The organism is Kribbella polygonati (assembly GCF_050320105.1).
In the GTDB taxonomy this organism is placed as follows: Bacteria; Actinomycetota; Actinomycetes; order Propionibacteriales; family Kribbellaceae; genus Kribbella.
On the sequence record NZ_CP190129.1, the window covers coordinates 3,397,014 to 3,408,967 of the forward strand.

Consider the following 11,954-nt stretch of genomic DNA (forward strand, 5'->3'; position numbering starts at 1 on the left):
ACCGTACGACGGCGTACCCGGAGGGGACACCACCCACGCGAACGGCCTGCCGTCACACGACGCACACCCCGCGGAGAACCCGCCCAAACCGTACGGCGACACACCCCAGACGGACCCCACCCACTCACAGAACGGCCTGCCGTCGCGCAACGCGCAACCTGGAACGTACGACGACGTACCACCCGCGGACTCGCCCCATTCGCAGAACGGGTTGCAGCAACGCGACCCGCGTTCCGTGGACGACGCACGCCGGTCGCAGGGCGACGTACCGGGAGACGGCAGGCCCGGGCAGAACGGGTCGCAGCCGCTCGACGAGCGGGCCGCCGAGGACGGCCGTCGGACGTACGGCGACGTACCACCCGCGGACTCCGCCCACTCGCAGAACGGGCTCCCGTCACGCGAGCCGCGCCCAGCAGAGGACCCGCGCCGGTCGTACGACGCCGCACCGCAAGCGGACTCCGCCCACTCGCAGAACGGGCTCCCGTCACGCGAGCCGCGCCCAGCGGAGGACCCGCGCCGGTCGTACGACGCCGCACCGCAAGCGGACTCCGCCCACTCGCAGAACGGGCTCCCGTCACGCGAGCCGCGTGCGGCGCAGGACCCGCGTCGGTCGTACGACGGCGTGGCGCAGGCGGACTCGGCCCGCTCGCAGAACGGGGTGCAGCAGCGCGACTCGCGTTCTGCGGACGACGCACGGCGGTCGCAGGGCGACGTACCGCCGGGAGACGGCAGGCCCGGGCAGAACGGGTCGCAACCGCACGACGAGGGGGCCGCAGCGAACGGCGGGCCGGATGAGGTGCGGGCACCTGAGGGTGTGCGTGGGCAGGACGCCTCTGGCGGGGTCGGGGAGGATACGCGGTCTCAGGAGATTCGGCTTCGGGGAGAGGTGGCGCCTCGGGAGTCGGGGCGTGCGGTCGCGGACAACGGGTATTTGACGGATCCGAGTGCTGAGTACGAGATCGACTCGCCGGTGAGTGACTCGGTCGCTTCGGGCGGTGGGCGGCCGTTGGGGGCTCGGCGGCGGGCTGGGGTGCAGCAGGATGCGCCCAGTCAGGTGTCGGCTGAGCAGGTCACTTCGCATCGGGCTGCTCGTCGTGCGTTCCAGGCGCCGGTGGCTGGACCGTCCGCGCCAGATGCCAACACTTCAGCTAACACTGAGGTTTCACCGTACGGTGGGCCCGCGAAAGCAACCCCCGGTGACAGTAAGCGGCCACGGCGGTATCGGGTGCATCACCTGCGCGACTTCAAGAGCCGTGGTGAGAAGTGGGCGATGCTGACCGCCTACGACCAGTACACCGCCGAGATCTTCGACCAGGCAGGCATCCCGGTGCTGCTCGTCGGTGACTCCGCGGCGAACAACGTCTACGGATACTCCTCCACCCTCCCGGTCACCGTGGACGAACTGATCCCGCTCGCCCGCGCAGTGGCCAACGCGGCGCAGCACGCGCTCGTCGTCGCGGACCTTCCGTTCGGGTCCTACCAGGCGTCGCCCGAGCAGGCGTTCCACACCGCCGTACGGTTCATGAAGGAAGCCGGCGTCCACGCGGTCAAGCTCGAGGGCGGCCGCACCATGGTGCCGATGGTGGAGAAGCTGACCCAGTCCGGCATCCCGGTGATGGCGCACATCGGCTTCACGCCGCAGAGCGAGCACAGCATCGGCGGGTATCGCGTCCAGGGCCGTGGCGATCAGGCGGCAGGCCTCATCGACGACGCGGGCGCACTCGCCGCGGCGGGTGCGTTCTCGGTGGTGCTGGAGATGGTGCCGGGTGATGTCGCGGGCGAGATCACCAAGCGGATCCCGATCCCGACGATCGGCATCGGCGCGGGCCGCGACACCGACGCGCAGGTGCTGGTCTGGCAGGACATGGCGGGCCTGCGGGCGGGCACGATGCCGCGGTTCGTGAAGCAGTACGCCGACCTGCGCGGCATTCTCACGAACGCGGCGACGACGTACGCCGCCGAGGTCGCGAACGGCGTGTTCCCGGCAGACGAGCACACCTTCTGACCGCTAGATCCACGGCAGGGCTGAGCGTTCGGTCCAGTACTCCTCGGGTTGCTGTACGAACTCGAGGAGCGGACCGTCGACGTGGTACGCGAGATTGCTTTCGAGCTGTTCGGCCGTGGTGGCTCCGCTGAGGACGACGTCCGCCCAAGGTTGAGCCACCGCGGCGCCGATCGCCAACGCATCCGGGGTCACGCCGTGCTGGTGCGCGAACTCGTTGAACGGTGTCTCGCCGGCGCGTGCCGTCAACCGCCCGTTCGCAACCGCTTCCTTGACGACGACGAACCAGCCGGCGTCGTGCGCTTCGGCGAGCGCCGCGCCGGCCGACGTCTCCAGTACGTTCCACGTCGCCTGTACTGCGGAGAACGGCGTACCGCCTGCGAGTGCCTTCCGTAGGGTCTCGGCCTGCCGCGGGCCGCTTGTGGACAGACCGACGCGTACGCCGGAGTCCGCGAGTTCACGCAGCCGATCCAGCAAGCGCTTGTCCTCCAGCGCGGGGCTGTCGGACGTCAGGCTGTGGACGAGGTAGAAGTCGGGCGGTCCGCCGAGTGCCTGCAACGTCTCCGGCCATTGCCGTTCGAACGTCGCGAGGCTGTGGTTCTTCACCTCATGCGTGTCCGCATCGTGCCGCCAGTCGGCGACGTACGTGTAACCCCACTTCGACCCGACGGTCAGTTGGCCGCGGCGCTTCGGTGTCAGCCAGCTGCCGAGGAACTCTTCGGCAAGACCGTACGAACGCGCGGCATCGAAGTACCGAACACCTGCTTTCCACGCCTGCTCGAGCAACTCGTGCGTCCGTGCGCGCAGGTCCTCGACGGCACGCCGCGGCGGCAGGTCCTCGTCGTGCCCGAGGTTGATGTAGCCGGGACGACCCAGCGCCGCGAGCCCTAGCCCAATCGTTGCCATGTCCCGATCGTAGGTGTGGACGGCAACCACTGTGAGACGCGCCGCACTGGGCGACGTACCACCTGCTGTGTCCTTTAGCGTTTTGTGGTGTGACGGAATCTACGGTTAGGCGCCGGACGACGGCCCGCGTACTGCCGGTGCGCCCGGACGGCAGGGTCCTGCTGCTGCACGGCTGGGACCCGCTGAAGCCGGACACGACGTACTGGTTCACGATCGGCGGCGGGGTCGAGGACGGCGAGACGATCGCCGCCGCGGCCTGCCGGGAACTGCGCGAGGAGGTCGGCATCGAACTGCCGGCCGCCGAGCTCGGGACGCCGCTCGCGACCAACACGATCGAGTTCGAGTACGGCGGCAGCCGGATCATCCAGGCGCAGACGTTCTACGCGGTCGCGGTGGACCGCGTCGACGTGACGTTCGCGAACCAGGAGGAGATCGAGCAGCAGACGATCAGCGAACACGGCTGGTGGTACGGCGACGACCTCGAGGCGACCGGTCTGGCCGCGCACGTGACGATCCCCGGGCTGCTCCGTCAGGCCACGGACGCGATCACGTTGCGCCGGGCGTCCTGAGCGCTCAGCGCGCCCGCGCTTCCTTCAGCACCTTCTTCGGGATCTTCTTGTCGACCTTGTAGTGCACGCGATCGAGCCGCTCGGCGCAGCCTGCCTTGGACAGGCGCATCAGCACCACCGGGCACTTCTTGCACCTCGGCTTGTCCTTGCAGCACTTCTTCTTCGCGGTCATCGACGGCACCCGGCGAGCGTAGGTGAGGCATGCCTAACCCGTCCAGCCGTGGACCGGTGATCGTGGCGGACGTCACGCGAGTTGTCCGCTCAGTACGGCGCGCGCCTCGACGAGTGACGGTCCGTACCAGGTCAGATGCCGGCCGGACACGCACTTCGCGGGTTTGCCGAACGCCTCCGGTCCGTCGTCCGGCGAAAACGCGTACGGCTCGTCCGGCAGGACGACGACGTCGTACTCCCCCAACGCGTCCGGATCGAATCGGGGATAGCGTTCACCGGATTCTCTCAGCAGATTGTCGATACCAATACGCGCGAGCAGATCACCCGCGAACGTGTCCCGGCCGAGCGCCATCCATGGTCTACGCCAGATCGGCACCACCGCGCGCCGGCGCATTCCGTCGTACGGCGAACTCCACACGTCGCGCGCGTCCCGCAACCAGTCCGGTTCGGCGCCGGTGATCGCGGACAGCAGGCGGCCGAGTGAGTCGAGTGATTCGGGAACCGTCGTCGGCGCAGTCACCCAGACCGCGATTCCGGCGGCCCGCAACGCGTCGAGATCGACGGCACGATTCTCTTCGGCGTTGGCGAGTACGACATCGGGCGCGAGTGCGCGGATGGTGTCGAGATCGGGATTCTTCGTGCCCCGGACACGGGTCACCTCGAGGTCCGCGGGATGCGTACACCAGTCGGTCGCACCAACGATTTTGTCCATGTCGGTGGCCGCGACCGACTCGGTCAGCGACGGCACGATACTGACCACGCGACGCACCTCGCGCGGTAGTTCGACGACGTTGTGCAGGTCGTCGTACATGCTCTTCAGCTCCTCCGGGTCGAGGCCGTTGCCGACGACAACACTCGCCGATTCGTCACTTATGACCCCTTAAGTGCCGCGTGTCGCGAAGAAAATATTCCGCCGATCCGGCATGCTCGACGCGCGGCGGAATCCCTTCATTACAAGGATGTTCGGCATTTGTGCCAGTGTACGCCGCAAGTTCGCCTTAGCCTGCGGACGTTTCCGGTGCTTTACGTAGCGCACAAGTGTTGTCATCATCATGACGACGAGGAATCCACCGTGGTTTTCCTCAGCCGCACCAAGGAGGCAGAGTGCCAGCCAAGAAGGCAGCCGCAGGGAAGGCGACAGCCAAAAAGGCTTCTCCCGCCAAGAAGACTGTCGCGAAGAAGACCGGCGCCGCGAAGACGACCACCGCGCGCAAGGTCAGCGCAGCAAAGAAGACAGCGACGAAGAAGGTGAGTGCGGCCAAGAAGACCGCGACGAAGACGGTGGCGAAGAAGGCCCCGGCCAAGAAGGTCGCGGCCAAGAAGACCACCGTGAAGAAGGCTGTCGCCAAGAAGGCTCCGGCCAAGAAGGTCGCTGCTGCGAAGAAGACGACGGCCAAGAAGGCGCCGGCGAAGCGCACCACCGCTGCCAAGAAGACCACGGCTGCCGCGAAGAAGACGACGGCCGCGAAGCGGACCACCGCCAAGAAGGCACCGGCGAAGACCGCGGCCAAGAAGACCACGGCCCGCAAGACGGTTGCGAAGAAGGCACCGGCCAAGAAGACCGTCGCGAAGCGCGTCGCGGCGAAGAAGGCGCCGGCCCGTACGGCCGCGAAGAAGGCCCCGGCGAAGCGCACCGCCGCCAAGAAGGCACCGGCCAAGAAGACCGTTGCCAAGAAGGCGCCGGCTCGCAAGGCTCCGGCCCGCAAGACCGCGGCCAAGCGCGTCGCACGCTGACGTCGGCAACAGTTGAGGGGCACCACCGGATCGGTGGTGCCCCTCAGCACGTGTGGCGGGAACTCAGTCGTCGTCCCACTTCGGGTCGTTGTCCCAGTTCTCGTTGCGTTCCTGGACCTTCTCCAGCGCGCGGGCGGCTTCCTCCGGCGAGCTGTACGGCCCGAGCCGGTCCCCCGACTTGGCGCCCTGATAGGGCTCCACCTTGCCGGTCTTGGTGTTGTAGTACCACTCGTTGCTGTGATCGTCACTCATCTGGATGACCACCTCCTGGGAGTCGTTTCGCAGCGCTCTCTAGAATGATCTCACCATGTCGATTCTTACTGCTGGCGTCATTTCGCCGCGCCGCGACGTACCCGCTTCCATCGTCCGCCCGGAATACGTCGGCAAGCCGGCGCCGGCGCCGTTCGACGGATCGTACGTGACGCCGCCGGAGCTGATCGAGAAGATGCGGGTGGCGAGCAAGCTGGCCGCGCGGGCGTTGCAGGCGGTCGGTGCGGCGGCGAAGCCGGGCGTGACCACCGACGAGCTGGACGCGGTCGGGCACGAGTACCTGATCGAGCGCGGCGCGTACCCGTCGACGCTCGGCTATCGCGGGTACCCGAAGTCGTTGTGCACGTCGGTCAACGAGGTGATCTGCCACGGCATCCCCGACGACCGGCCGCTCGAGGACGGCGACATCGTCAACGTCGACATCACGGCGTACCTGGACGGCGTGCACGGCGACACCAACGCGACGTTCCTGGTCGGCGACGTCGACGAGGAGAGCAGGCTGCTGGTCGAGCGCACATTGGAGGCGCTGAACCGCGGCATCAAGGCGGTCCGGCCCGGGCGCCAGGTGAGCATCATCGGGCGCGTGATCGAGTCGTACGCGAAGCGCTTCGGGTACGGCGTGGTCCGCGACTTCACCGGCCACGGGATCTCGACGTCGTTCCACTCCGGGCTGATCATCCCGCACTACGACGACGAGCGGTTCGACGACGTGATCGAGCCCGGGATGACGTTCACGATCGAGCCGATGCTGACGCTGGGCTCGTACGACTACGACCTGTGGGACGACGGCTGGACCGCGACCACCAAGGACAAGTCGCGCACCGCGCAGTTCGAACACACCCTGGTCGTGACCGACACCGGCGCCGAAGTACTCACCTTGCCGTGAACATCACCCGGTACGAGCCGGCACACCTGGCGGGCATTCTCAGCATCAACGAGGCCGAAGGCTGGCCGAGCCTGCCCGCCGACCCGGCGCGCGCACACGCGGTCTTCACCGCCCCTGGCGTCACGACGGTGGTCGCGCTGGACGGCGAACAGGTGATCGGCTTCGCCTACCTGCAGAGCGACGGCCACATCCAGGCCCACCTGTCGATGATGGCCGTGCATGCTTCCTATCGCCGCAAGGGCGTCGGCCGCGCGCTCCTCGAGTACGCCCACCCGCTCACCGGAGCCCAACGCATAGACCTGGTCACCGACACCGCCGAAGACTTCTACGTCTCCTTCGAACACCGCACCTTCAGCGGGTTCCGCATCTACCCTTCCTGAAACCCGAACGACCGGTAGAGCTGCATCGCCGGCGCATTGCCCGGGTCGACCCGCAGTGCAACGGTGACCGCCGAGCAGGTGCTGAGAAGCAGCCTCGCGATCCCCCGCCGTCGATGCGACCGCGCCGTGAACAACTCGATGACGAACGGACAGTCAGGGGTGTCCGGCCACGGTGCGCGTTCTACTACGAGGAGTGCGCCGACGAGTTGATCGCCTGCCAACGCGAGTTGGCTGAGCGTCAGTACGCCGTACCCGTTCTCGAAGGTCAGGGCGATGTCTTCGAGCGCCTCCTCGAGGGTTGCCGAGGCGACGCCGGGGTCGTACGACTCGAAGTACAGCCGGCCGAGTGCCTCCGTGTCGGTGACCGCCGGCGGGCGCAGGACGACGCCTGGGATGGCGGGCGCCGGTACTGCGTTCGCCGGGCGGTGCAGGATCATCGGTTGGAGGATGCCGTGATGAACGCGCCGAGGTCGGCGGCCTGCTGGATCCGGGACTGCTCGTGGACGTACATCATGTGGCCGGCCGGGTAGTACTTCGTCTCGATGTTGCCGGCCAGCTCCGCCGGGATCTGCAGGCGGGCCAGTGTCGACTCGGTGGCGAAGTACGGCGTCGCCCCGTCGTAGTGGCCGGACGCGACGTACACCTTCAGGTGCGGGTTCGTCCGCATCGCCTCGGCGAGCTTCTCCGCGACCGTGATCTGCTGGCCCTCGAACTCCTTGAACGACCAGTTCTTCGCGGCGTCCATGTTGATGATCTCGTACGGTACGTCGTTCTCGTACCCGAGCTCGACCCGCACGTAGTGGTTCAGCGCCGCCGAGTACGGCCCGGTGATCGCGTTCATCGACGGGTCGCGGTCCTGCCGCTCGCCGCCGGAGTCCGGGTCCCAGCCGGTGAAGCGCCCGTCGAGCCGTCCGACGATCAGCCGGCGCGCGCGCAGCAGCTCGGCGAAGAACCGGCCGTGCTCGATCCGCAGGTTCACCCGGTCGACGTAGTCCTCGGAGAGCCCGGTCAGCTGCGCCAGCCGGGTGACCACCTCGGCCCGGTAGTCGGCCGGGATCCTGTTGCCCTGGGCAAGCGCATTCGGGTACCTCCCGGCCGCGAACCGTTCCGCGTCCGCGAGCAGCTCGTCCAGCTCCCGGTCCGGGACCATCCCGTGGTAGTGCGCGATCGCGGCGTACGTCGGCAGGAACAGCGTGTACGGCAGGTCGTTGCCGGGCGTGAAGTCGAGCGTCCCGAACTCCAGCACCACCGAGATCAGCATCACGCCGTTCAGGTACATCCCGTACCGCTGCTGCAGATGCGCCGCCAGCCCGGCCGCCCGCGTCGTACCGTAGGACTCCCCCGCCAGGAACTTCGGCGACATCCAGCGCCCGTTCCGCGACGTCCACAGCCGGATCACCTCGCCGACCGACTCAAGGTCCCGGGTGAACCCGTGGTAGTCCGCCGGCTTCTCCCCCTCCGCGGCCCGCGAGAACCCGGTCGACACCGGGTCGATGAACACCACGTCGCTGTACTTCAGCAGCGTCTCCGCGTTGTCGACGAGCTCGTACGGCGGCGGCGCGAGCTCGCCCACGTCGCCGGACACCACCCGGCGCGGCCCGAGCAGCCCGAGGTGCAGCCACAGGCTCGACGACCCCGGCCCGCCGTTGAACGCGAACGTCACCGGACGGTCCTTCGCCTCCGCGTCGTCCAGCGTGTACGCCGTCAGGAACACTTCGGCCTTCGGCTTCAGCCCCTCGAACTTGCCGTCGGTGTACACCTCCTCGCGGAGCACGATCCGCCCGGTGGTCGCGGTGTACCGCAACTCCTGCCCGTCGACGGTCAGCGTGTGCTGCGTGGTGACCAGGTCGTCGGTCGGCTGCGCAGGCTTGCTCTCGGTCTCCGTCTGCTCCTCGTTCGCCATGTCGAGCACCCTAATCCACTAGCGTTGGGTCCATGGCGACGATTTTTCATATCGCGTTTCCGGAGCAGTGGGAGGCGGCCGTGGCGGCCGGGTGTTACCGGTGGTCGACGCGCGGCAAGAGCCTCGACGACGGCGCGACGTTCATCCACGCCTCCCGCCCCGACCAGGTCGCGATGGTGGCGAACTTCGCGTACGACGACGTCGACGGACCGCTGTGCCTGCTGGTGATCGACACGGCCGAGCTGGTGTCCGCGCTGTGCGACGAGGACCTGGACGGGACCGGGATGAGCTTCCCGCACATCTACGGGCCGTTGAACCTGGACGCGGTGGTCGACGTACGGCCGTATCTGCGCGGTCCGGACGGCCTGTGGCCGGAGGTGTCCGCGGAGGCCGTATCCTGAGGTGAGGAACGGGTCGGTCGGGCGATCGCGTCGTCCTGGTCCGCGTGACCGGGGCGCCGAGGAAAGTCCGGACTCCACAGGGCAGCGTGGTGGGTAACGCCCACCCGGGGCAACCCGCGGGACAGTGCCACAGAGAACAGACCGCCAGCGGCTCCGGTGAACCCCGTGGTTCACAGGAGTGCGGGTGAGGGTGAAACGGTGGTGTAAGAGACCACCAGCTCCGCAGGTGACTGCGGAGGCTAGGTAAACCCCACGTGGAGCAAGGCCAAGAAGGGCGGCGGGAAACCACCGCCCGCGCGAGCGTTCGAGGGCGGCCCGCCCGAGCTCGCGGGTAGGCCGCTGGAGGTGCCCGGCAACGGTCACCGTAGATGGATGATCGCACTCGACAGAATCCGGCTTACATGACCGGCCCGTTCCCCCCTCCGAAAGGACCCGGATGCCCGGCCGCCTATGTTCCCGCAGGAGTGGTCCGGCCACTCCCGCGGCCCCGGCCCCGGCTTCTGGCAGGAGAGCCTGTCCGACCCCGACGGCAAACCCCGCATCGTCACGCACTACGGCGAGGCCGGTGTTCGCATGTTCGCCGGCATGCGCGCCGCCGTCGTCGCCCTCCTCGACACGGGCAACAACATCATCCTCGACGAGATGCCGGTCGACCCCACCATCGTGCCCGCCTGGCGCCAAGCCCTCACCGGGTACGACGTCCGCTGGATCGCCCTCCGAGCACCCCTCGCCGCCATCGAAGAACGCGAACTCCACCGCCACCACGGCCGCCACCTCGGCAACGCCCGAGGCCACCACGGCCACGGCATGGAAGGCCCCTTCGACCTCACCCTCGACACCACCACCCTCACCCCCGCCGAACGCGCCGCCGCGATCGCACAGGCCGTAACGCCTTAATTGCATGGCGGTTGCCGGTTGCGCCGCCCTACAGTTGACGGCAGGAGACAGGGCTGGGTGGGCCGGAGCTGGTCGGTTACCACTCTTCATGGGATTGTCGCAGGTTCGAGTCCTGCCATCGGTTCGCCGATGTAGCTCAGGTGGTTAGAGCATCTTCCGGTCGGCACACCACGTCCGCCCAGGCCTGTCTTCGTCATGCCCGAAATCGACAGGGGAGAAAGGACATGTCCACAGATCCGCTGGCCCGGATCAGCACTCGGCAGACCCGGCAGGACGAGCAGGCGGACCCTCGGCAGGAGCGCAACAGTGCCGGTGGGTACACGTTCGTCCTGGACGACCTCGATCGGCTGCACCGGTTCCTCACGCTCGGCACCACCGGCGGCACGTACTACGCCTCGCAGCGGGAGCTGACCCGGGAGAACGCCGAGCTGGTCGTGGACCTCGCGCGGACACAGGCCGCCGCCGTGGTGGCCGCCGTACTGGACGTGTCCCTGTCCGGTCGGGCGCCCAAGCAGAACCCGGCGCTGTTCGCGCTCGCCGCCGCGGCCAAGCTCGGCGACGAGGACGGCCGTCGCGCCGCGCTCGCCGCCGTACCGCTGGTGGCGCGCACCGGCACGCACCTGTTCACGTTCGCCGGCTACCTGGAGCAGTTCGGTGGCTGGGGTCGCGGTACACGCCGCGCGATCGGCAACTGGTACGTCGAACCCGCTGTCGACGCCCTCGCCTACCAGGTCGTCAAGTACCGCCGGCGCAACGACTGGTCGCACGCCGACCTGCTCCGCCTGGCGCACCCGAAGACGGCAGAGCCCGTACGCCGCGAACTCTTCGACTGGATCCACGGCCGTCCGGCGGACCTGTCGGCGCTGCCGCTGCTCGCCGCGTACGAACGCATCCAGGCAACGACCGACGCCACCGAGGCCGCTGACGTGATCGCGCTCAACCAGGCCCTGTCGTGGGAGATGATCCCCGACCGGTTCCTGAACGAACCGCGGATCTGGGAGGCGCTGCTCGCGAACGGTCTCCCGCAGACCGCGCTGCTCCGGCAGCTCCCCCGCCTGACCCGGCTGGGGCTGCTCGAGCCGCATGGTCCGTGGGCGCGGACCGTCGCGGAGCAGCTCACCGACCCGGTCCGGCTGCGGAAGGCCCGGGTGCATCCGGTCGGCGTACTCGTTGCCCAGCGCACCTACTCGGCCGGCCGCGGCGTCCGGGGAGTGCGGGAGTGGACGCCGTCCCGGCCGATCGTGGACGCGCTCGACGCCGCGTTCTACCGCGCGTACGACGCGGTCGAGCCGACCGGGAAGCGGATGCTGCTGGCGCTGGACGTGTCCGGGTCGATGACGGCGCCCGTGTCCGGCCTGCCGCTCAGCTGCCGCGAGGCGTCGGCCGCGCTCGCGCTGGTCACGGCCGCGACGGAGCCGTCGTACGAGATCGTTGGCTTCACCAGCAAGTCGGACTTCTACCGCACCGCGCTGACGAAGCTGGCGATCAGTCCGCGGCAACGGCTCGACGACGCGATCCGGGCCGTGTCGGAGCTGCCGTACGGCGCGACGGACTGCTCACTGCCGATGCAGTACGCGATCCGGCACCGGCTGGCGATCGACACGTTCCTCGTCTACACCGACAACGAGACGTGGCACGGCAAGATCCACCCGCACCAGGCGCTGCGGAACTACCGGCAGAGCTCCGGGATCGACGCTCGCCTGATCGTGGTCGCGCTGTCGGCGAGCCGGTGGACGATCGCCGACCCGTCGGATCCCGGGATGCTGGACATCTCCGGGTTCGACAGCGCCGTACCGGGACTGATCAGCGACTTCGGCGGGCGCGACTGAGCGCGC

Annotated in this window: 14 protein-coding genes and 1 other RNA gene; 9 read left to right on the top strand and 6 right to left on the bottom strand. The window is 68.5% G+C overall.

Annotated features, from left to right (window positions below):
* The first annotated feature begins 235 nt into the window (after nucleotides 1–235).
* A complete protein-coding gene (panB, locus tag ACQHIV_RS16185) occupies nucleotides 236–2,005 on the top strand; it encodes a 3-methyl-2-oxobutanoate hydroxymethyltransferase (RefSeq protein ID WP_427895128.1) in 1,770 nt (589 codons plus the stop codon).
* Nucleotides 2,006–2,008: 3 nt separating this feature from the next.
* Here panB and ACQHIV_RS16190 read toward each other — a convergent pair whose 3' ends face one another.
* Nucleotides 2,009–2,908 (bottom strand): aldo/keto reductase, encoded by a 900-nt coding sequence (locus tag ACQHIV_RS16190; RefSeq protein ID WP_427895130.1) that lies wholly within the window; start codon nucleotides 2,906–2,908, stop codon nucleotides 2,009–2,011.
* 89 nt (nucleotides 2,909–2,997) lie between these two features.
* Between ACQHIV_RS16190 and ACQHIV_RS16195 the strand changes: the two genes are divergently transcribed.
* Nucleotides 2,998–3,477, top strand: coding sequence for an NUDIX hydrolase (locus ACQHIV_RS16195; protein WP_427895132.1), 480 nt, complete (start codon nucleotides 2,998–3,000; stop codon nucleotides 3,475–3,477).
* Between the two features lie 4 nt (nucleotides 3,478–3,481).
* Here ACQHIV_RS16195 and ACQHIV_RS16200 read toward each other — a convergent pair whose 3' ends face one another.
* Both ACQHIV_RS16200 and ACQHIV_RS16205 read right to left on the bottom strand, forming a co-directional pair.
* The gene (locus tag ACQHIV_RS16200) at nucleotides 3,482–3,658 is read right to left on the bottom strand and encodes a hypothetical protein (protein WP_427896693.1); all 177 of its coding nucleotides are present in this window, start codon (nucleotides 3,656–3,658) and stop codon (nucleotides 3,482–3,484) included.
* 63 nt (nucleotides 3,659–3,721) lie between these two features.
* Nucleotides 3,722–4,459 (bottom strand): helical backbone metal receptor, encoded by a 738-nt coding sequence (locus tag ACQHIV_RS16205; RefSeq protein ID WP_427895134.1) that lies wholly within the window; start codon nucleotides 4,457–4,459, stop codon nucleotides 3,722–3,724.
* Nucleotides 4,460–4,752: 293 nt separating this feature from the next.
* Between ACQHIV_RS16205 and ACQHIV_RS16210 the strand changes: the two genes are divergently transcribed.
* Nucleotides 4,753–5,382, top strand: coding sequence for a hypothetical protein (locus ACQHIV_RS16210; RefSeq protein ID WP_427895136.1), 630 nt, complete (start codon nucleotides 4,753–4,755; stop codon nucleotides 5,380–5,382).
* 63 nt (nucleotides 5,383–5,445) lie between these two features.
* On the opposite strand, the gene ACQHIV_RS16215 is transcribed toward ACQHIV_RS16210, so the two are convergent.
* Nucleotides 5,446–5,634: a hypothetical protein gene (locus tag ACQHIV_RS16215; RefSeq protein ID WP_141862919.1), complete on the bottom strand. Its 189-nt coding sequence runs from the start codon at nucleotides 5,632–5,634 to the stop codon at nucleotides 5,446–5,448.
* A 55-nt stretch (nucleotides 5,635–5,689) separates the two neighbouring features.
* On the opposite strand from ACQHIV_RS16215, the gene map reads away from it, so the two are divergent.
* Both map and ACQHIV_RS16225 read left to right on the top strand, forming a co-directional pair.
* Entirely contained in the window at nucleotides 5,690–6,538 is an 849-nt protein-coding gene (map, locus tag ACQHIV_RS16220; RefSeq protein WP_427895138.1) for a type I methionyl aminopeptidase, read from the top strand.
* Nucleotides 6,535–6,918 carry a GNAT family N-acetyltransferase gene (locus tag ACQHIV_RS16225; protein ID WP_427895140.1) on the top strand — a complete coding sequence of 128 codons (384 nt, stop codon included), beginning with the start codon at nucleotides 6,535–6,537 and terminating at the stop codon, nucleotides 6,916–6,918. Before map ends, ACQHIV_RS16225 begins: the two co-directional genes overlap by 4 nt.
* Here the strand turns inward: ACQHIV_RS16225 and ACQHIV_RS16230 are convergent.
* Together ACQHIV_RS16230 and ACQHIV_RS16235 are read right to left on the bottom strand one after the other, a co-directional pair.
* Nucleotides 6,906–7,355, bottom strand: coding sequence for an N-acetyltransferase family protein (locus ACQHIV_RS16230; protein WP_427895142.1), 450 nt, complete (start codon nucleotides 7,353–7,355; stop codon nucleotides 6,906–6,908). The two genes, ACQHIV_RS16225 and ACQHIV_RS16230, sit on opposite strands and share 13 nt — an antisense overlap.
* Nucleotides 7,352–8,821, bottom strand: a complete 1,470-nt coding sequence (locus ACQHIV_RS16235; protein ID WP_427895144.1) for a S10 family peptidase — start codon at nucleotides 8,819–8,821, stop codon at nucleotides 7,352–7,354. Before ACQHIV_RS16235 ends, ACQHIV_RS16230 begins: the two co-directional genes overlap by 4 nt.
* 32 nt (nucleotides 8,822–8,853) lie before the next feature.
* On the opposite strand from ACQHIV_RS16235, the gene ACQHIV_RS16240 reads away from it, so the two are divergent.
* The 4 genes from ACQHIV_RS16240 (at nucleotide 8,854) to ACQHIV_RS16255 (ending at nucleotide 11,948) form a co-directional block, all read left to right on the top strand.
* Nucleotides 8,854–9,222 carry a DUF952 domain-containing protein gene (locus ACQHIV_RS16240; RefSeq protein ID WP_427895146.1) on the top strand — a complete coding sequence of 123 codons (369 nt, stop codon included), beginning with the start codon at nucleotides 8,854–8,856 and terminating at the stop codon, nucleotides 9,220–9,222.
* A 9-nt stretch (nucleotides 9,223–9,231) separates the two neighbouring features.
* Nucleotides 9,232–9,639: RNase P RNA component class A (gene rnpB, locus ACQHIV_RS16245), an RNA gene on the top strand.
* A gap of 33 nt (nucleotides 9,640–9,672) precedes the next feature.
* Entirely contained in the window at nucleotides 9,673–10,119 is a 447-nt protein-coding gene (locus ACQHIV_RS16250) for a phosphotransferase-like protein (protein ID WP_427895148.1), read from the top strand.
* A 224-nt stretch (nucleotides 10,120–10,343) separates the two neighbouring features.
* Nucleotides 10,344–11,948, top strand: a complete 1,605-nt coding sequence (locus tag ACQHIV_RS16255) for a TROVE domain-containing protein (RefSeq protein ID WP_427895150.1) — start codon at nucleotides 10,344–10,346, stop codon at nucleotides 11,946–11,948.
* Nucleotides 11,949–11,954 lie beyond the last annotated feature (6 nt).